The 17,643-nt window shown below is 72.5% G+C and carries 19 protein-coding genes; 11 read left to right on the forward strand and 8 right to left on the reverse strand.

Annotated features, from left to right (window positions below):
- Positions 1-45 precede the first annotated feature (45 nt).
- Positions 46-882, reverse strand: a complete 837-nt coding sequence (locus EDF53_RS05445; RefSeq protein ID WP_123292608.1) for an alpha/beta fold hydrolase — start codon at positions 880-882, stop codon at positions 46-48.
- Positions 883-1,089: 207 nt separating this feature from the next.
- Between EDF53_RS05445 and EDF53_RS05450 the strand changes: the two genes are divergently transcribed.
- Positions 1,090-1,404, forward strand: coding sequence for a hypothetical protein (locus EDF53_RS05450; RefSeq protein ID WP_123292609.1), 315 nt, complete (start codon positions 1,090-1,092; stop codon positions 1,402-1,404).
- Positions 1,405-1,463: 59 nt separating this feature from the next.
- Here EDF53_RS05450 and EDF53_RS05455 read toward each other — a convergent pair whose 3' ends face one another.
- Entirely contained in the window at positions 1,464-1,796 is a 333-nt protein-coding gene (locus tag EDF53_RS05455; RefSeq protein WP_123292610.1) for a hypothetical protein, read from the reverse strand.
- A gap of 104 nt (positions 1,797-1,900) precedes the next feature.
- Between EDF53_RS05455 and EDF53_RS05460 the strand changes: the two genes are divergently transcribed.
- Complete coding sequence (locus EDF53_RS05460) at positions 1,901-2,836, forward strand: AraC family transcriptional regulator (protein WP_260215232.1); 936 nt, start codon at positions 1,901-1,903, stop codon at positions 2,834-2,836.
- Between the two features lie 93 nt (positions 2,837-2,929).
- Here the strand turns inward: EDF53_RS05460 and EDF53_RS05465 are convergent, their stop codons facing one another.
- Both EDF53_RS05465 and EDF53_RS05470 read right to left on the reverse strand, forming a co-directional pair.
- Positions 2,930-3,592, reverse strand: a complete 663-nt coding sequence (locus EDF53_RS05465; protein WP_185020954.1) for a GAP family protein — start codon at positions 3,590-3,592, stop codon at positions 2,930-2,932.
- Positions 3,593-3,609: 17 nt separating this feature from the next.
- Entirely contained in the window at positions 3,610-3,864 is a 255-nt protein-coding gene (locus tag EDF53_RS05470) for a DUF6458 family protein (protein ID WP_123292613.1), read from the reverse strand.
- Between the two features lie 179 nt (positions 3,865-4,043).
- Between EDF53_RS05470 and EDF53_RS05475 the strand changes: the two genes are divergently transcribed.
- From EDF53_RS05475 to EDF53_RS05515, 9 genes are all read left to right on the forward strand, one after another.
- Positions 4,044-4,472 (forward strand): DUF6325 family protein, encoded by a 429-nt coding sequence (locus tag EDF53_RS05475; RefSeq protein ID WP_123292614.1) that lies wholly within the window; start codon positions 4,044-4,046, stop codon positions 4,470-4,472.
- Between the two features lie 8 nt (positions 4,473-4,480).
- On the forward strand, positions 4,481-4,813 hold the full coding sequence (locus tag EDF53_RS05480) for an SHOCT domain-containing protein (RefSeq protein WP_123292615.1): 333 nt from the start codon (positions 4,481-4,483) through the stop codon (positions 4,811-4,813).
- Between the two features lie 56 nt (positions 4,814-4,869).
- A complete protein-coding gene (locus tag EDF53_RS05485) occupies positions 4,870-5,382 on the forward strand; it encodes a general stress protein (RefSeq protein WP_123292616.1) in 513 nt (170 codons plus the stop codon).
- 28 nt (positions 5,383-5,410) lie between these two features.
- The gene (locus tag EDF53_RS05490; RefSeq protein ID WP_123292617.1) at positions 5,411-5,905 is read left to right on the forward strand and encodes a DUF1269 domain-containing protein; all 495 of its coding nucleotides are present in this window, start codon (positions 5,411-5,413) and stop codon (positions 5,903-5,905) included.
- Between the two features lie 80 nt (positions 5,906-5,985).
- Positions 5,986-6,705, forward strand: coding sequence for a GAP family protein (locus EDF53_RS05495; protein ID WP_123292618.1), 720 nt, complete (start codon positions 5,986-5,988; stop codon positions 6,703-6,705).
- Between the two features lie 31 nt (positions 6,706-6,736).
- Positions 6,737-8,095 (forward strand): hypothetical protein, encoded by a 1,359-nt coding sequence (locus tag EDF53_RS05500; RefSeq protein WP_123292619.1) that lies wholly within the window; start codon positions 6,737-6,739, stop codon positions 8,093-8,095.
- Positions 8,096-8,147: 52 nt separating this feature from the next.
- Positions 8,148-9,347 carry an AI-2E family transporter gene (locus EDF53_RS05505; RefSeq protein ID WP_123292620.1) on the forward strand — a complete coding sequence of 400 codons (1,200 nt, stop codon included), beginning with the start codon at positions 8,148-8,150 and terminating at the stop codon, positions 9,345-9,347.
- Positions 9,344-10,021, forward strand: a complete 678-nt coding sequence (locus EDF53_RS05510; RefSeq protein WP_123292621.1) for a GAP family protein — start codon at positions 9,344-9,346, stop codon at positions 10,019-10,021. The genes EDF53_RS05505 and EDF53_RS05510 overlap by 4 nt, the downstream gene beginning before the upstream one ends.
- A complete protein-coding gene (locus EDF53_RS05515) occupies positions 10,021-11,658 on the forward strand; it encodes a SulP family inorganic anion transporter (RefSeq protein WP_260215220.1) in 1,638 nt (545 codons plus the stop codon). The genes EDF53_RS05510 and EDF53_RS05515 overlap by 1 nt, the downstream gene beginning before the upstream one ends.
- Positions 11,659-11,707: 49 nt before the next feature.
- On the opposite strand, the gene EDF53_RS05520 is transcribed toward EDF53_RS05515, so the two are convergent.
- The 4 genes from EDF53_RS05520 to EDF53_RS05535 form a co-directional block, all read right to left on the reverse strand.
- Entirely contained in the window at positions 11,708-11,908 is a 201-nt protein-coding gene (locus EDF53_RS05520) for a hypothetical protein (RefSeq protein WP_123292622.1), read from the reverse strand.
- Positions 11,909-12,052: 144 nt separating this feature from the next.
- The gene (locus EDF53_RS05525; protein WP_123292623.1) at positions 12,053-14,608 is read right to left on the reverse strand and encodes a LuxR C-terminal-related transcriptional regulator; all 2,556 of its coding nucleotides are present in this window, start codon (positions 14,606-14,608) and stop codon (positions 12,053-12,055) included.
- Between the two features lie 118 nt (positions 14,609-14,726).
- Complete coding sequence (locus EDF53_RS05530) at positions 14,727-16,394, reverse strand: SulP family inorganic anion transporter (protein WP_123292624.1); 1,668 nt, start codon at positions 16,392-16,394, stop codon at positions 14,727-14,729.
- 233 nt (positions 16,395-16,627) lie between these two features.
- Positions 16,628-17,470, reverse strand: a complete 843-nt coding sequence (locus EDF53_RS05535; RefSeq protein WP_123292625.1) for a mechanosensitive ion channel family protein — start codon at positions 17,468-17,470, stop codon at positions 16,628-16,630.
- Positions 17,471-17,643 lie beyond the last annotated feature (173 nt).

A 17,643-nucleotide genomic window follows, 5' to 3' on the forward strand; every position in this document is an offset into this window, starting at 1 on the left:
CCGTGGCGGACCCGCCACGGGCCTCCCGTCCGACCTGTCTCCGCGCTACTTCGCGAGGAACGCCAGCACCACGCGGTTCCACTCGTCCGGGTGGCTGACGTTGACGCCGTGCGGGCCGCCGGACACGACGTGCAGCTCGGAGCCGGCGATCGCGGCGTGCGTGCGGGCACCCGAGCCGTCGAACGGCACGGTCGCGTCGCCGTCACCGTGGATGACGAGCGTCGGCACGGTGACCTTCGGCAGGTCGTCACGGAAGTCGGTGTTCGCGAAGGACGCCATCGCCTCGAGCGCGGCGGTCTTCGACGCCTGCTTCGCGAGCGTGAGGGCCTGCTGCCGGTCCTCCTCGGAGACGACCAGGGTGCCGTCCACCGAGAAGAAATCGGTCGTGAACTGGTCGTAGAACGCGTCCTCGTCCTTCGTCAGGCCCGCGGTCATCTCGGCCGCCTGCTCCTTCGGCAGCGGGCCGTCCGGGTTGTCCGACGTCTGCAGCAGGTACGGCGGCACGGCCGAGGCGAAGACGACGCTGTGCAGCCGCTCGGTGCCGTACTTCGAGAAGTAGCGGGCGACCTCGCCGCCGCCCATCGAGAAGCCGACGAGGGTGACGTCCTGCAGGTCGAGCTCGGTGAGGATCGTGTGCAGGTCCTCGGTGAGGTGGTCGTAGTCGTAGCCGGTCTTCGGCTTGTCGCTGCGACCGAAGCCGCGACGGTCGTAGGTGACGACGCGGTGTCCGGCGTCGACGAACGCCGGGACCTGCTTGCTCCAGGACTCGCCGGACAGCGGCCAGCCGTGGATCAGGACGACGGTGCGGCCGGAGCCGCCGGTGTCGTCGACGTGCAGGTTCGTGTCCTTGAAGAGCCCGTGGTGGGCGGTGATCTCGGTCAAGAGTCGCTTCCTTCCCGCGCCGCACGGGAGGCGGCGCGCACCTCGTTGCTACCAGCGGGATCCCGAGCGACAGCGCGGAGTGGACAGACCCCTCGGCGTCGGCGTCGGCCTCGGTGTCTGTGACGCGCGCGGCGACCACGGCCTACTGTCCAGCAGGATCAGGGAACCGTCACCGCGGCGGATGCCCCTCGTCACGAGGGAGCACCGATGAAGTACGTCAACTACGCGGGGACCGTCCGGGTCCTGACCGGTGACACGGTCGCCGACGCGGTGATCCGGTACGCGGCCGCCCTGCACCAGAGCCGGTTGAGCGACGTCGTGTCGGTCCCGACGACCGACGACTTCGGTGCGGCCAGCACGGTGGAGCTGCTCCTCGCACCAGCGGTGGCAGTCGCCCTGGAGCCGGCGCCGGACGACGACCTGGAACCCGAGGGTGGGGCATTCCTGGCCGAGATGCGCCGGCGGACCGAGGCGGTCCTGGCGGTCGACGCCAGCAGGTTCCCGACCGACCTCGGGCGGTGAGCGCGGTGCGCGCGGTGAGCGCGGTGCGCGCGGTGCGTGTCGCTCCGACTGCGCTGCGGTCAGGCGACCGGTCCGTCGCCCGTCAGGTCCGAGCGGGTGTCGGCGTGGATCGTCTCAGGGTGGTCGAACGTCCGCGCTGCAGCACGCAGGCGTTCCACGAACTCACCGTTCTCGACCTCGAGCTCGTCCTCGTCCGCGTCGGCGACGACGATCTCGCTCGACGGGCCGATGAGGATCTTCGTGGTCGTCATCGTGCCGTCCTCCGCCACCGTCGGGACCGCGATCGCGTCGGCGCGACTGCCGCCGGCGAGCGCCGCGGCGTACTCGATCACGGCGTCGGCGACGTCGTCGCTCGTCAGGAACGTGGAGCGGTCGTACTGGATGTACTTCATGTCGCATCAGTCAAACGCGCGGATGCTGGTCGTCGTCCAGGAAACCCGGCGCGTCGTGCGTTGCGCGGATGCCGACATGTCGCGAGGATCATCACGTGCCCGAGATGATGCACCGCACGCAGCGGGAGATCAGGACAGACGAGCCGTCGGTCGCGGCCGAGGCGCTGTCGGTGACCCACGTGACCCACGGACTCACCGTGGAGGCGACCGGAGAGGGCTTCGTCTTCGAGGAGCGAGTGCGGGGCACCGCCCTGCTCTCCCTCGAGTCGACGCGGTGCACGGGTGCCCTGAGCGGCGCGGTCGAGCCCGGGCGGGCGATGATGATCGTCTGGGTGAAGGCCGGTTCGGCGCAGGTCGACGACAACCCGGTGCAGATCGGCCGCCCCGTGCTCTACCGACAGGACCCGCAGCGGTTCCGGTGGGTGGACTTCCAGCACGACGTGCTGCGCATCGACCGGTCGATCGTCGAGCAGGTCGCCGCCGAGCGCGGTGACTGGGCGCCGGGTCCGCTGGAGTTCCGTCCCCGACACGTGCCAGAGGGGGCGCCGCTCGCCGCCTGGTGGCTCATGGTCCGGTCGGTCGCGCAGGAGGTCCTGCAGGGTCCGACGGACGTGCCGCTCGAGCGGGAGCGGGAGCTCGCCCGGTTCGCGGCCGGCGGCTTGCTGACCGCGATCCCGCACTGGCCGGTGGGGCAGCACGAGGCGGTGATGGCGTCGACCGCGCGTTTCGCCCGTGCCGAGACGTTCCTGCTCGACCACGCGACCGAGCAGATCACCGTCAACGACGTCGCCGAGGCCGCGGGTCTGAGCGTCCGCGGCGTGCAGGCGGCGTTCCAGCGGCACCACGGCATCACGCCGACGATGTACCTGCGTCGGATCCGGCTCCTGCTCGCCCGGGAGCAGCTCGAGGCCGGCGACGACCGCAGCGTCGCCGAGATCGCCCGGGCGACGGGGTTCGCGCACCTGGGCCGGTTCGCGGGGAGCTACCGGCAGGAGTTCGGGGAGCTGCCGCGGCAGACGGCGCTGGCGGCGCGGGAGTAGCGAGTCGGCGGTCGGTCGTCGGTCGGTCGTCGTCGGTCGTCGGTCGGCGGTCGGTCGTCGTCGTCGGTCGCCCGACGGCTCGTGCGTGGGGCGTCAGAGCCGTCCGAGGCCGTCGCCGACCAGGACCGCGCCGACGAGCACGAGGACGACGACGGTCACGGCGCGCGAGTTGTGCCGCAGCCAGGTGCGGAACCGCTCCAGGTCCGCGCGGGCCGGTTCCCCGCCGACCAGCGCGAAGACGATCGGCCCCGTCACCGTGGCCGTCATCAGCAGGGTGCTCGCCCCGACGAGGACGGTCGACGGCACCGCCGGCAGCTCAGCCGGGGCGAGCACGATGCCGACGCCGGACGCCAGCAGCAGGGCCTTCGGGCGCAGCGCGAGCGCCGCCCCCACTGCGAGCGCGACGGCGGGTCGGACGGTGCCGACTGCCGCCGTCAGGAGTGCGCTCGTCCGGCTCGGTCCCGCTGCGGCGGGGCGCCGGAACACGACCCCCGCGGCGAGGACCGCGACGACCCCGAGCAGGCATTCGCCCAGGCCGAGGCCCGGTGACGCCGTCGCCGGCAGGTCCACCACGAGGACACGGCCGAGCAGCGCGGTCGCGGCGACCGTGACGACGAAGACCCCGGTCACCGAGCCGACGGCGAACAGGACGGCCGGACCGAGGCCGCGACCACCGAGCAGCAGGGTGAGCACCGCGGCGATGGGGACGGAGCTCAGCGCACCGGCGATGGCGAGGGGCAGCAGCTGGCCGATCACGGCGAGCACGGTGCCGGTCAGACCCCTCGGTCGTCCTCGTCGACCCGGCGGACGACACGCTGTCCGGTCACGGGGTCGATCTCGGCGACGACGCTCGTCGTGGCACGGCGCGGCCGGAGCCGGAGGACGATCCCCAGCACGAGGACCAGGAAGCCGGCGACCATCAGGATGTAGCCGATGAGCTGGATGTCGATGCCGACGACCGTGAAGTCGAACGCGAACGCCATGATCGCGCCGACGACGAGCAGGAAGATCCCACCGCCGATGCTCACGGTGTCACCGCGGGTCGTGCTGTCACGGGGTTCATGGACGCAACGATCGACGACCGGTGCCGGCGGTGCATCACCCGCCCCGGGTGATCTGCGGAGGCGTGCCAGATCACCCGCTCAGGGTGGTGCCCGACCGGTTCCGCCGCGGCTACACCTGGTGCCATGACCACAGGGGAGGCACCGTGACCACCTTCACGTACGGCCCGGCCGAGGTGTTCGTCGTCTCGTTCCGGGGCGAGCTGCCCGACGACGCCGTGCTCGGCGCGCTCGTCGACCTGACGGACGCCGAGACGGTCCGGGTCCTCGACCTGCTGCTCATCAGCCGGGCCGAGGACGGCACCGTCCACGTCCGCGAGCTCGACGACGTGACCAGGACCGGCACATCGGGCTCGGTCGCCCTCGAAGCCCGCGGCCTGGCCGCCAACGACGACGTCGACCAGGTCGCGGACACGCTCGCGCCCGGGACCTCGGCCGCGATCGTCGTGATCGAGCAGCTCTGGGCCAAGGACCTGGCGGAGCGGTTCGCCGACAGCGGGGGCCAGCTGCTCTGGAGCGCACGCGTCCCCGCACCGGAACTCAACGACCTCGCCGCCTCGGCGCACATCGGTTAGGAGACACCATGCCGTTCCGACGATTCGGCCGACCCGGACTGCTCGGGCTCGCTGCACGGACCGCGGTCGTGGCCGGGACCGCGTCGGCGGTCGGCGGTGCGGTGCGCGGGCACGAGGAGCGTGCGGCGGAGGACCGCGCCGCAGAGGAGCGGGTGGCAGCGGAACGCGCCGCAGCGGAACGCGCCGCGGCGGAACGCGCCGCGGCGGAACGCTCCGTGGCGGACGTCCCCGTCGCTCCCGACCTGCTGAGCGAGCTCGAGCGACTCGGCCGGCTCCGGCAGCAGGGCCTCCTGTCCGACGACGAGTTCGCCGCCGCCAAGCAGCGCCTCATCGGCGGGTGACGGACACCGACCACCTGCAGCACGACCGTTCGACAACCACGAGGAAAGGGAACCCCATGGCCACCACGACCACCGCCACCGACTCGACCGTCGGTGTCTTCGCCACGAGTGACGAGGCCCTCGGTGCCGCCAAGGCGCTCAAGGACGCCGGGTACGGCGACGACGTCGTCTCGATCGTCGGCAAGGGCGTCAGGGACGACAAGAAGGTGCACGGCTGGATCCCGGTCGGCAACGAGGCCGGCACGTTCGGCGGGTGGGGCGCCCTGTGGGGCGCCCTGTGGGGCGCGCTCACCGGTTGGCTGCTGCTCGGGTTCGTCTGGCTCCCCGGCATCGGGTGGGTCGCTGCCGCCGGGTGGCTGGCCAGCACGCTCGTCGGTGCCGGCATCGGTGCGGGTCTCGGCGCACTCATCGGCCTGGCCGTCCCCGAGGACGAGATCCCGCAGTACGAGGACGACTTGAAGGCCGACCGGTACCTCGTCATCGTGCACGGTGACGGCGCGACAGTCGACGCCGCCCACCGCATCCTCGACGGCGCCGGGCCGGTCCGGGTCAACCGCTACTCCGAGTGACGACCACCACCAACGGAAGGAAACGATCATGGCAGACCTCATCGTGATCTCGTTCGACGACGACGCCAGTGCCGTCGCCGCCTACGAGGAAGTCCAGCAGCTGCAGAGCGACCTCGTCGTCGAGCTGTCCGGCCTCGCGCTCGTCCGCGTCGACGACAAGGGCAAGACGCACGTCGAGACCCCCGGTCCGGCGGGGAACGTCGGGGCCGGTGCCGCCGGAGGTGCCCTGTTCGGCACCCTCCTCGGGCTCCTGTTCTTCGTGCCGTTCTTCGGACTGGTGATCGGCGGTGCGCTCGGCGCGCTGTTCGCCGGCCTCGACAAGACCGGGCTGAACGCCGAGTTCCGCGACCGGGTGAAGAGCGCCGTCGCGGACGGTCGTTCCGCGGTCGTCATCTACGCCACGAAGATCACCGAGGACAAGTTCGGTGCGGCGCTCTCCCGCTTCGGCGGGACCATCGTGCAGACCTCGTTGTCGGCGGACGACGAACACGAGCTCGCGCACGACATGACGGGCGCGCGCTGAGCGTGCGCTCCCGGCGACGCGCCGCCGACACCTGACGTCGGCGGCGCGTCGCCACCCACCACAGCGGAAGGACCGGGCTCATGGGTGCGCTCATCGTCGGCCTCATCGCGCCGGCGCTCGGGATCCTGCTCAGCCCGCTGGCCATCATGGCCCTGGTGGCCGAGCTGCTCTCGCGGCGGTACCGCGCCAACGGCCTCGCGTTCTTCGTCGGCTGGCTGCTCGCCACCGTGGTCGTCGTGGGGGTCTCCGTCGCGGTGTTCACCGCGATCGACTTCCACCCTCGGACCGACACCCCGCTCTGGACGGCCGTGGTCCGGCTGGTCATCGCACTCGGGCTGATCGCCGCCGCGGTCTGGGTGTTCCGACGCGGCGGCCGTGACCTGCGGAAGATGTCCGAGGCGTCGACGCCAGAGCAGGTCGCGGCAGCCGCACCACAGCTCCCCGGCTGGCTGCAGAAGGTCAGCGAGTTCACGCCGGCGCGTTCCCTCGCACTCGGGTTCGGCATCTTCGCCGTCAACCCCGTCGACGCCTCGTGCGCGATCATCGCCGGCATCGACATCGCGGGCGCCCCGGTGACCGCCGGGCAGGGCGCCGCCGTGGCGATCGCCTTCGTGGCCGTCGGGGTCGCACCGATCGCCGTCCCGGTGTTCTTCGTGCTCGCGCGTGGGGACGCCGCGGCACCGATCCTCGAGCGCCTGCGCACCTGGATCGCCGGCCACACCAACGTGCTGAACGCGGCGCTCATCCTGGTCATCGGTGTGCTGCAGCTGCAGAAGGCCGTCTCCGCCCTGATCTCCTGACGTTCGCCGCTCCCGGGAAGGACCGCAGCCCATGACCACCACCGAGGACGAACTCGCCGCACTCCGCGCCGAGAACGAGCGTCTGCGCATCCGGCTCGCCGGGCAGGACTCCGACGACACGACGGTCCGCCGCCGCGGGTGGGGCTGGGCGATCCCGTCCGCCGCACTGATCGTCGTCGGGGCGCTGCTCGCACCGGTGGTGGTGATCACCACCTGGGCACAGCGCGAGGTCACCTCGACCGAGGCCTTCGTGGCGACGTTCGCGCCGCTCGCCCGCGACCGGGCAGTCCAGACGCTGGTCGCAGACCGCACGGTCGGCGCGATCGAGGACCAACTGGACGTCGCCGGGCTGACGGGAGCGCTCTTCGACGGCATCCGCGGGCTGGACCTGCCACCCCGGGCCAAGACCGCGCTCTCGGCGCTCGAGGCACCGGCGACCGCCGGCATCCAGGACCTGGTCTCCGGCACCGTGGACCGGTTCGTGGCTTCCGATCAGTTCGCCGAGCTGTGGAAGCAGCTGCTCCGCACCGGGCACACCCAGATGGTGGCGTCGCTCAGCGGCGACCGACGGGCAGCGGTCGCGATCGGGGCGGACGGGTCGATCGGCATCCAGCTCGGGCCGGTGGTCGCCGAGGTCAAGGAGCGGCTCGTCGACCGGGGGCTCACCTTCGCCGAACGGATCCCCGCGGTCGATCGGACCATCGTGATCGCGACGTCCGACGCAGCGGTCCGGGCGCAGACCGGGTACACCCTGCTGCAGGTGTCCGCTGTGTGGCTGCCGTGGCTCCTGGTCGCCTGCATCGCCGTCGGCGTCGTCATGGCCAGACGCCGGGCCCGGGCGCTCACCCTCGCCGCGGTCGGCGTCGCCCTCGCCATGCTCGCCACGCTCGCCGGGATCGGGATCGGACGGGTGTTCGCGGTGCGGGCGCTGGCGCCGGACCTCATGCCACGCAACGCAGCTCGAGCCGTCTACGACACCGTGGTGGCCTTCGCCGCGCACGCCGCCGTGGCCGGCGCGGTCCTCGCGGCGTGCGTGGCCCTCGTCGCGTGGTTCGCCGGCTCGTCCGACACGGCCCGACGCCTGCGGAGCCTCGCCGTCCGCGGTGCCGGGGCACTCCGCCGCCGCGGCGACGCCCTCGGCATCGGCACCGGACGGGTCGGGGTGCAGCTGTACCGGGGCAGGGTCGTCATCCGCGCCCTGATCGCGCTCGGTGCGGCCACCGTCATCGTGCTCGGCCGCCCGCTCGAACCGGCGCTCGTCGTGTGGACGCTGGTCGGCGCGCTCGTCCTCGTCGCCGTGCTCGAGGTCCTCCAGCGTCCGGACGGGGCTCGCGGCGACGCCGGGGTCTCACCCGGAACTGACGATCCCGTCGGTTCCGCAGCGCACTAGCGTCCGAGCACGGCATCCGGGGACCGGGGGCCGCGAGGGAGACGAGGCCCCGATGTCACTCTGGAAGCGCCGACCGCACCGACCGCACCGACCCGCCGACCCGGCGATGCCGAGCGACGCCGCGCCCGCAGCCGCGCCGACAGCCGCGGTCGGGTCCGGTCGCGGGCTGCGCATCATGCTCGGTCTCGCCGCAGCGGTCGTCGTCGCCGTCGGCTGCTCCCGGTTCGCCGGCATCATCGCTCCCACGGCGCTCGCCCTCGTCGTCACCATCTGCGTCCAGCCGGCCCGGGTGTTCCTCGAACGACTCGGCTTCGCCCGGAGCCTCGCCTCGGCGGTCGTCATCGTGGTGATCCTGGTCCTGCTGGTGGGGTTCTCGCTGGCGCTCGTGGTCTCGGTCGCCCAGTTCGCCACGCTGTTCCCGCAGTACGCCGACCAGATGCACGCGGTGGAGGACCAACTCGGGCAGTGGTTGACGTCGCTCGGCATCGGGCAGCAGGAGGTGCAGAAACTGCTGGCGGGTCTCAATCCCGGTACCGTCATCGGCGCGGTGTCGGACCTGGTCGGCAGCGTCTTCGGCCTCGGCGTCGGCCTGTTCGTCGTCCTCGCGCTGATCGTCTTCATGACCCTCGACGCCGGGTGGGGGCGACTCATCGCCGACCGGCTCCGGCCGGTCCGTCCCCAGCTCGTCGAAGCACTCACCGGGTTCACCGTCAGTGTCCGCCGGTACATGGTCGTCACGGCCGTCCTCGGCGCCGCGGTCTCCGCGCTCGACGCCCTCGCGCTGGTCCTGCTCGGGGTCCCCGGTGCGGCGCTCTGGGGTCTGCTGGCCTTCATCACCGGCTTCATCCCGAACATCGGGTACTGGATCGGCATCATCCCGCCGGTGATCCTCGCCCTGCTCGCGAACGGCTGGCAGAACGCGATCGTCGTCATCGTCGTCTACGCCGTGATCAACGGGGTCATCCAGTCCGGCCTGCAGCCGCACATCGTCGGGTCGGCGGTCTCCCTCAACCAGACCATCGCGTTCCTGTCCGTCGTCTTCTGGTCGGCCGTGCTCGGGCCGATGGGTGCCGTCCTCGCCATCCCGCTGACCCTGCTGGTCCGCGCGGTCCTGGTCGACGCGAACCAGGACGCGCGGTGGATGCGCCCGGTCCTCGGCGACGTGACCGGCCTCGGGCCACCCACTCGGCGGACGGAACGCCGCGCACCGACCGCTCCCGGCGGCACCACGACAACGAAGGGCACCCCGTGAACACCGCTCCGCTCATCGGCGAGCTCCTGCCGCAGGCCGTGACCATCGCGATCAGCCCGATCCCGATCATCGCCGCGATCCTGATGCTGCTCACACCGCGCGCCAGGTCGGTCGCGACGGCGTTCCTGGTCGGCTGGGTCGTCGGCATCGCGGTGGCCGTCGTGGTCGTCACCCTGCTGTCGTCCCTGATCCCGGCCGATGACCCCGACGCATCGCAACCCGTCGCCGGTGCCGTGAAGCTGGTGCTCGGCGCGCTGCTCGTGCTGCTCGCTGTCCGGCAGTGGCGCGCCCGGCCGGCCCCTGGGGCCACCGCGACGCCCCCGAAGTGGATGTCCGCGATCGACTCGATGACACCGGTGCGCGCCGCCGGACTGGCCTTCCTGCTCGCCGCCGTCAACCCGAAGAACCTCATGATGGCCGTGGCAGCCGGCGTCACCGTCGGCACCAGCGGCGCAGACACCGGGTCGGTCGTCTGGGCGCTCGTCGTGTTCGTCGTCCTCGCCTCGCTGAGCATCGCCGTCCCCGTCGTCGGCTACCTGGTCGCCCGCACCCGGGTGCAGGGAGCACTCGGGGCGCTGCGCGACTGGCTCACCGCCAACAACGCCACGATCATGGCCGTCCTGCTGCTCGTCATCGGTGTGACGACCATCGGCAAGGGCATCGGTGCGTTCTGATGCGCATCCTGGCCGGGCTCGACCGTCACTCGTGGCGCACGGAGGCACTCTCCGGCGTGACCCTCGCAGCGATCGCCATCCCGCTGAACATCGGGTACGCGCAGATCGCCGGTCTGCCACCGACCGCCGGGCTGTACTCCCTGATCGTGCCGGCGGTGCTGTTCGCCCTGCTCGCGTCGAGTCGGCAGCTGGTGGCGTCGCCGGACGCCGCAGCGGCCGCGCTCGTCGGATCCTCGCTCGCCGGGCTCGCGGCGACGGGCAGCGCGTCGTACGTCCAGCTCGCACTGGCGCAGGCACTCGTCGGCGCCGTCGTGTTCGCCCTGTGCGCCGTCCTGAAGCTGGGGTTCCTGGCGAACTTCCTGTCCGCGCCCATCCTGGTCGGGTTCGTCGGCGGGCTCGCGCTCGACATCCTGCTCAGCCAGGTGGCGAAGATGCTCGGGGTCAAGGTGAACAGCGGTGACGAGTTCCTCCCACGGTTCGGGGAACTCGTCACCGGCCTCGGACACCTCAACGTGTGGTCGGTGTGCCTGTCCGTCGGGTCCGTGACCGTGCTGGTCATCGGCCGTCGGTTCCGAGCGATCCCGTGGGCACTCGTCGTGCTCGTCCTGACGACCGTCGTCCTGGTCGTGTTCCGGCTGGACGACGCCGGCGTGGCCGTGCTCGGCGACGTGCCCGCCGGACCACCGACCCTGACGTGGCCGCAGATCTCGTGGCACCAGTGGCTCCAGGTCATCCCGAGCGCCGTCGCACTGACCCTCGTCGCGATGGCCGAGGGGCTGCTCGTGGCCCGCCGGTACGCCGAGGCGCACGACTACACGGACCGGGCGAACCGCGACCTCTGGGCGTTCGGTGCAGCGAACCTCGGCTCCGGCCTCACCGGCGGGTTCACGGTCGGTTCGTCGGCGTCGCGGACGGCGGCCATGGACCAGAGCGGGTCCAGGACCCAGTTGCCGTCGCTGATCGCCGCGGTGCTGACCCTGCTCGTCGTCTGCTTCGGCACTGCGCTGCTCCAGGACATCCCGTCGCCGGCGATCGGCGCGATCGTCGCCGTCGCGGTCGTGCCGCTCCTGGGCCTCCGCGACTTCGCCCGGCTCTGGCGGCTCCGACGGTTCGAGTTCGCCGTCGCCGCGGTCTGCTTCCTCGGGGTGCTGCTGCTCGGCCCGATCATCGGCGTCGCGATCGCCTTCGTCCTGTCGCTCGTCAACGTCATCCGGTCCGCCGCGAACCCGCCCGCCGACGTCCTGGTGCCGAGCGGCGAGCCGGTCGACGTGTTCCGGGCCGCCCGAGACGGCAGCGTCTCGTCGGCACCCGGCGTCGTGGTCCTCCGGTTCTCCGGACCGCTCTTCTTCGGCAACGCCCAGCGCTTCGCATCGGCGGTCCGCTCCGTGCTCGCGCCCGGCGACCAGGCCGTCCCGGTGCACGCACTGGTGCTCGACTGCAGCGCGGTCACCGGGATCGACACGACCGCGGCGGACGTCGCGGGCGAGGCGCTCGACTGGGCCCGCGCCAACGGGGTCGAGGTCGGCTTCTCGCGGGCGCGGGCGGCGACGCGGGCCGACCTCGAGCACTTCGACCTGGTCGGGAGCAGCCGCTTCTTCCCGAGCAACCGGGCGGCCGTCGCCGAACTCGGCCGCTGAGGCCACCGAGGCCACCGAGGCCTCCGAGGCCGCGCGTGCCCGCCGGTGGTCAGCGCAGCTGCCGGAGCTCGGCGATGTCGAGCCCGAGGTCGGCGATCCGGGCCAGCAGCCCGTGCAGCTGGGTCTGGTCGGACAGGTCGCCGACGAGCAGCGTCTCGCCGGGGCCGATCTGCACCAGCGAGAACTCCGGGAACGCGGCGACGAGGGTCTCCGACATCGCGTAGGGAAGACGGACCTCGTAGCGGCTCATCGTCGGCCTCCTGCTCGTCGTGGAGCCACGATCATCCCGCGCGGGGGCCGGTGCGGGGTTCCCCTGATCCGGGTGAGGTCTCCGTCGTGTCCGCAGCGCTTCGGAGGTCCGGCCCGAGCGCGCCGGGTCCCCGGCCGGACCGCCTCAGAGCAGGCCGCGCCGACGAGCGGCCTGCACCGCCTCGGTGCGCCCCGCGGCGGACAGCTTGCCGTAGATGCTCCGCAGGTGGGTCTTGATCGTGTTCACGCTGAGGTGGTGCTTCGCCGCGATCTCGGCGACGGTCTGGTGCGCCGGGAGCTCGAGCAACAGCTCCTGCTCCTTGGGGGTCAGCGGGACCGTGGCCTCCGGACGTTCCAGCCCGACGCCGATCCGCTCGTGCTCCGCCAGCGCGAGGACGTGGTCGGCGTACGGCTCGAGCGCCCCGTACGACCCGTGGTGCCGGAACACCAGCTGCGCGCCCGCACCCCGGCAGGCGAGGAACTCGCGGGCGTACCCGAACTCCTCGCTGACGGCGAGCGCGCGGCGGACCCGCTCGGCTGCCTCGACGGGTCGGCCCTGCGTGCACGCGTGCTCGGCGAGGGCGAGGTGGGCGTTCACGATGCTCGTCCCGGACCACGCCGCGTCGTCGCCGTCGACCGCCGCGGCCAGGTCGCGTTCGACGAGGTGGTCGGTCCGCCCGCCGGCCAGCAGCCGGAGCGTGTTCACCTCGAGCGATTCGGTGCCGAGGACGTCGGCGACGATGCGGCGGACCTCGGCCGCTGCGGGTGCGCCGTGGAGCGTGCTCGACCAGGCGTGCAGGCGCGTCGCGGCCCCGGCGACCACCCGCGGGTGGTCTCGGCCGTCGAAGCGGACGAGCTGCACGAGGCGGGCGAGGGCCTCCCGCGGGGCGGGCGAGGCGTCGATGGCCGCGACGAGGAGCAGTGCGCGCACCTGGAAGAGCAGCCCGAGCTCGCTGCCGGTCGGGTCGGCCTGGTCGATGCGGTGCAGCGAGGTGAACGACACCGGTTCGCAGCGCAGGTAGGCGCGGGACGTCGCGAGCAGCAGGGCGCGGGCGGTCGCGCGGTTGTAGGGCGGCGCGGTGTCGAAGGGCAGTGCGCCCATCCGCGCCTCGTACTCACAGGCCGTCCGCCAGTCGCCGGTGCGGACGGCGAGCGTCGCGGCGGTGTCGCAGGCGATGAGGAAGACCCACGAGAACTCGGCGTGTGCGGCGGCGGCCTGGATCGAGCGGAGCAGTTGGTCGGCGTCGCGTCGACGGCCGGCGACGACGAGGCACCAGGCGACCGCAGCCCGGAGCAGCAGCGCGACGTCGAGCGACTCGACGGGCGTCTGCCGCAGGTACGCGCCGAGTTCCTGCAACCGCGCCGAGGCGTCGTCGGGGTCCTCGACCGTGAACGACCGGAGCGCCTCGACCACCGGCCGCCAGGCCCGTGCTTCGTCGGGTGTCGCGGCAGCGAGCTGCACGGCCGCCTGGGCGAACCGTTCCTCGGTGCCGATGCGGTCCGGGAACGACGGGGCGTCCATGCCGATGCGGATCGTGAGCGTGGCCAGTGAGTCCTGGCTCGTCGGGAGTGCGCGCAGTGCCGTCGCCACGATGGCCGCGCGGCCCTGCATGAGCAGGACACCGCCGGATCGCTCCAGCTGCCCGCGCACCGCCGACTGGTCGCGCGTGAGCAGTGCCTGTTCGAGGGCGAGGACGTGCAGACCCCTGGACTCGTACCACCCGGCCGCCGCGACGTGGTTGCGCACCGCGCCGCACTCGTCGCGGCGACGGAACTCGGCGCGCATGAAGCCGGCGAGGATCGGGTGGAACCGGAAGCCGTCCTGGTCGGCACTCGTGGTCACGAGCACGTTCCGGGCGCTCAGCCGCTGCAGCACCGTGCCGACATCGGCACGCCCGGTGAGCTCGACGGCGAGGGCGAGCGGGACCTCGGACCCGACGGCCGTTCGCATCAGGACGTCGCGGTGGTCGTCGTCCAGCGTGTCGAGGACCCGCGCCACCAGGTAGTCGGCGACCTGGTGCTGGTCGCCGCCGAAGTGGCGGACCGCTGCGCCGCGGTCGGGCTGTTCGAGCAGGTACGGCATCGCCAGCGCGAGCCCAGCAGCCCACCCCGCCGTCCGGTGGGTGAGCGTCTCGGCATCCTGGACCGGCAGCACCAGGTCGAATCGGAGCGCGAGGGCCAGCGTGTCCTCGACGCTGAACGCGAGGTCCTGCGTCGGGACGACGAGCCGCCCGCCGGCCGCCTGCGTGACGGCGGCGAACCCGCTCGGCTCGAAGCGTCCGGCGACGACGACGCGGGTCCGGGGACCGCACGCGCGCATGAGTCGGATGAGCGGCGGGACACCGAGCCCGCCGAGCAGACGGTCGACGTCGTCGAGGAACAGCCACTGCTCGGTCTCGTCGTGCACGGCCGGCGGCGGGTCCTCCTGCAGCAGCGTGTCCGCGTCGAGCCACCGCACGACGACGTCGTCCGCCTCGAGGACCTCGGCCCACGCGGCGAGCGCGGTGGACTTGCCGGCGCCACCCGGCGCCCACATGGTGAGCAGCCGTCGGTCGGAGCATCGGAACCGTCGGAGGTGGTCGAGCAGCCGCGGTCGCTCCAGCGCATCGGTTGGTGAGACCGTCGTGGTCGGATCCGACCCGACCGGCGTCCCCGTGCCGGTGCGCTGTCCGCTGCTCCTGGTCTGTTGGATGGTGTACATGTGAGGCCTTTCCCTGAAAAGGCTTGCAGTGCTCACGATAGGTGCGGCGGACGGCTGAGGCGAGGGATCGTCGTGCGCGTGCAGGACATTCACCCCATCCGGGTGAGGGCCTGCGGCCTCAATCCGGGTCGCCCCGCTCCGCCCGTGCGGCCCGTGCCGTCATCGCGGCGTCGACCGTCGGCAGCACCCTGTCGTCGTCGACGAGTCCGCGGAACCACGTGGTCCGTGCCGCGGTCTCCCAGGCCGATCCGGGGAGGCCCACGAGCAGGAGTGTGACGCCGCGCCGCGCGAGCTCGTGATCGAGCTCGGCGAGGCCGTCGAGGACGGTGACGGTCGCTTCGTACATCCGGGAGAGGTCGAGGACGACGCCGTCGACGCGATCGGCGCTGGCGGCGCCGGCGAGCCGGAGGACGGCGTCCTCGTACGCCAGGACGTTCGCGGTGTACACGGCGCCCTCGATCCGTGCGCTGATCGTCCTGCCGACGACGGGACCCGGGGCCAGCCGGACGCGCTGCAGCTCGCGGAGGACCAGGAAGTACGTCCCGGCGACCCCGGCGACGACGGCTGCCAGCAGCCCGGCGGTCAGTCCGACCGCCGCGGTCACCACGGCGAGCCAGAAGTCGCGTCGGCTGATGCGGGCCAACCTCCGGAGCGCGGCGACGTCGATGAGTCCTACGACGGCGGTGACGACGAGGGCGGCGAGGGTCGCCGTCGGCATCAGGGCCAGGACCGGTCCGAGGACGAGCGCGACCAGCACCGCGAGCGCGACGGTCACCAGTGTCGACACCTGCGTGCGTGCGCCGGCCCGCTGGTTGACCGCGCTCTGCGAGAACCCGCCGGCGGCCGGCAGCGTCTGGGTCAGGGAGCCGGCGAGGTTCGCCGCGGCGGTCGCGAGCAGCTCGCGGTCACTGTCGATCGGCGGCTCGCTCGGCTGCCGGATCCCACGCGCCACCGCCGCGGACTCGAGGAACGCCATCATCGCGATGCCGAGTGCACCGGGGAGCATCGCGGGCACGAGGGTCGGGTCGGGCAGCACGGGCAGCGGGAGACCGGTCGGGACGGGGTCGATGACCTCGACGCCGAGGTCGGTCAGATGCAGGACGGCCGAGGCAGCGATGCCGCCGGCGACCACGACGAGCGGCCCCGGCACCGCGGGTACGAACCGGCGCAGCAGCAGGAGCACGGCGATCGAGGCGACCGACAGCACGACCGTCGGGCCGTGTGCACGGGGAAGCGCCTCGATGACCGCAACGGCGGAGCGGATGAACCCGGCTCCGGTCGGGTCGTCGGTGAGTCCGAGCAGCTTCGGCAGCTGCCCGACCGCGACGGTCGCGCCGACCCCGATCTGGACACCGATCAGCGTCGACTTGTTGATGTTCTCGACGAGCGACCCCAGGGTGAGCAGCCGGGCGACGACGAGGACGACCCCGACGAGCAGGGTGAGGGTCGACAGCGCCCGGAGCGCGTCGTCGGACGAGACCGCGACGCCCGCGGAGACGAACGTCGTGGCGCTGAGCGTCGCGATCGTCGACGTCGTCGACACGCTCATCGCACGCGACCCGCCCAGCAGGGCGTAGACGGCCATCGGCGCCATGCAGGTGTAGAGCCCGACCTGTGCCGGCAGCTCCGCGATGCTCGCGTAGGCCATCGCCTGGGGGACGACGACCGCACCGGCGCTCAGGCCGGCGAGGACGTCGGACCCGAGCCAGCTGCGGTCGTACCCGCGGATGGTGGGTGCGAACCAGGTCCGGCTGCGCGCCGGCACCGGTGCCGGTCGGGGCGCCATCTCAGTCGCGGGAGTGCGAGGCGGCGAGGTGCGCTTCGAGGACGGCGCGGTCGCGCACGTCGTGCACGTTCTTGCCGGAGTGCTGCTCGGCCATGGTCCGCTCCTGTTCGTTGGTCTGCGCGACGAGCCTCACCGCCCGGCGCGTCGACGTGCACGCCCGGAACGGGTGAGATCGCACGACCCCGCACGACCCCGCACGATCCCGCACAACCCCGCACAACCCCGCAGAACCGTCAGTCCACGGCGTCGACGAGCGCGGTCAGGAACCGCGGTCCGTCCGACGACACCGAGCAGGTCAGGCCGGCCCCGCCGAGCGCCACCGCGACCGCGCGCACCACCGACGACCGGGCGGCCTCGCGGTCGTCGTACGCGGACCAGAACCGGATGGTGATGTCCGCCCAGGCCGGCGTGATCGTGTGCAGGAAGACCTCGGGATCCGTCGACGACACCGAGGACACCGAGGACACCGAGGACACCGAGGCCACCGCGTCCAGCAGCACCGGGCAGATCCGGTCGAGGTCCGGTGACCCGTGCAGCCGCGCCCGGACCTCGCTCCGGACCGACCCCGACTCGCTGGCGTTCCAGAGCGGGTTCTCGAGCAGCATGGTGTTCGGGATCCGGATCGTCCTGCCGTCCGAGGTGGCCAGCAGGACGGAACGCCCCGTCAACTCGACGATGCGGCCGGCCACGCCCTCGACCTCGATCGAGTCGCCGATCCGCACCGGTCGTCGGGCCTGGATGACCAGCCCCGCGCCGAAGTTCGCCGCGATCCCGCGCAGGGCCAGGAACGCGACGGCACTGATGATGATCACCGCGGCGAGCACCGGCTGCAACGGCGCTCCGAGCACGGTGAGGACGATGCCGATCGTGAGCAGGAGGATCGAGTAGCGCACGAGACGCGCCACGAGGTTCGTCCCGCTCGGCCCGAGTCCGCTCCACTTCGCCAGCGCCACGACGACGCCCCGCCGGGCCCACACGGACACGAACCACCCGACGACCAGGACGACGACGGCGAGGACCACGTCCCAGGCGCCGAAGGACGAGTTCTGCACCAGACCGCTCACGAACTCCTGCATGTCGCCTCCCAGCCGCAGCACGGTAGGCGTGCACGGGCGCTGCGCGGATCGCACCGACCGGGTGAGATCGCCGTCGTGCCGGCCGGCGGGCGATACCGCAAGGATCGCGCAACCACCAGTGCGTCCGTTGTCGAGCGGCCCTGCAGCGCCTACGTTTCGGCTGTGCGACCCCG

The sequence above is a fragment of the Curtobacterium sp. PhB78 genome, assembly GCF_003751685.1.
In the GTDB taxonomy this organism is placed as follows: domain Bacteria; phylum Actinomycetota; class Actinomycetes; order Actinomycetales; family Microbacteriaceae; genus Curtobacterium.

What these genes read in the sequence shown, in the direction of transcription:
- EDF53_RS05450 (WP_123292609.1), top strand. Translation starts at nt 1,090, where the DNA reads ATGAAGTACGTCAACTACGCGGGGACCGTCCGGGTCCTGACCGGTGAC.
- EDF53_RS05455 (WP_123292610.1), bottom strand. Translation starts at nt 1,796, where the DNA reads ATGAAGTACATCCAGTACGACCGCTCCACGTTCCTGACGAGCGACGAC.
- EDF53_RS05460 (WP_260215232.1), top strand. Translation starts at nt 1,901, where the DNA reads ATGATGCACCGCACGCAGCGGGAGATCAGGACAGACGAGCCGTCGGTC.
- EDF53_RS05480 (WP_123292615.1), top strand. Translation starts at nt 4,481, where the DNA reads ATGCCGTTCCGACGATTCGGCCGACCCGGACTGCTCGGGCTCGCTGCA.
- EDF53_RS05485 (WP_123292616.1), top strand. Translation starts at nt 4,870, where the DNA reads ATGGCCACCACGACCACCGCCACCGACTCGACCGTCGGTGTCTTCGCC.
- EDF53_RS05490 (WP_123292617.1), top strand. Translation starts at nt 5,411, where the DNA reads ATGGCAGACCTCATCGTGATCTCGTTCGACGACGACGCCAGTGCCGTC.
- EDF53_RS05495 (WP_123292618.1), top strand. Translation starts at nt 5,986, where the DNA reads ATGGGTGCGCTCATCGTCGGCCTCATCGCGCCGGCGCTCGGGATCCTG.
- EDF53_RS05500 (WP_123292619.1), top strand. Translation starts at nt 6,737, where the DNA reads ATGACCACCACCGAGGACGAACTCGCCGCACTCCGCGCCGAGAACGAG.
- EDF53_RS05505 (WP_123292620.1), top strand. Translation starts at nt 8,148, where the DNA reads ATGTCACTCTGGAAGCGCCGACCGCACCGACCGCACCGACCCGCCGAC.
- EDF53_RS05515 (WP_260215220.1), top strand. Translation starts at nt 10,021, where the DNA reads ATGCGCATCCTGGCCGGGCTCGACCGTCACTCGTGGCGCACGGAGGCA.
- EDF53_RS05520 (WP_123292622.1), bottom strand. Translation starts at nt 11,908, where the DNA reads ATGAGCCGCTACGAGGTCCGTCTTCCCTACGCGATGTCGGAGACCCTC.
- EDF53_RS05525 (WP_123292623.1), bottom strand. Translation starts at nt 14,608, where the DNA reads ATGTACACCATCCAACAGACCAGGAGCAGCGGACAGCGCACCGGCACG.
- EDF53_RS05530 (WP_123292624.1), bottom strand. Translation starts at nt 16,394, where the DNA reads ATGGCGCCCCGACCGGCACCGGTGCCGGCGCGCAGCCGGACCTGGTTC.
- EDF53_RS05535 (WP_123292625.1), bottom strand. Translation starts at nt 17,470, where the DNA reads ATGCAGGAGTTCGTGAGCGGTCTGGTGCAGAACTCGTCCTTCGGCGCC.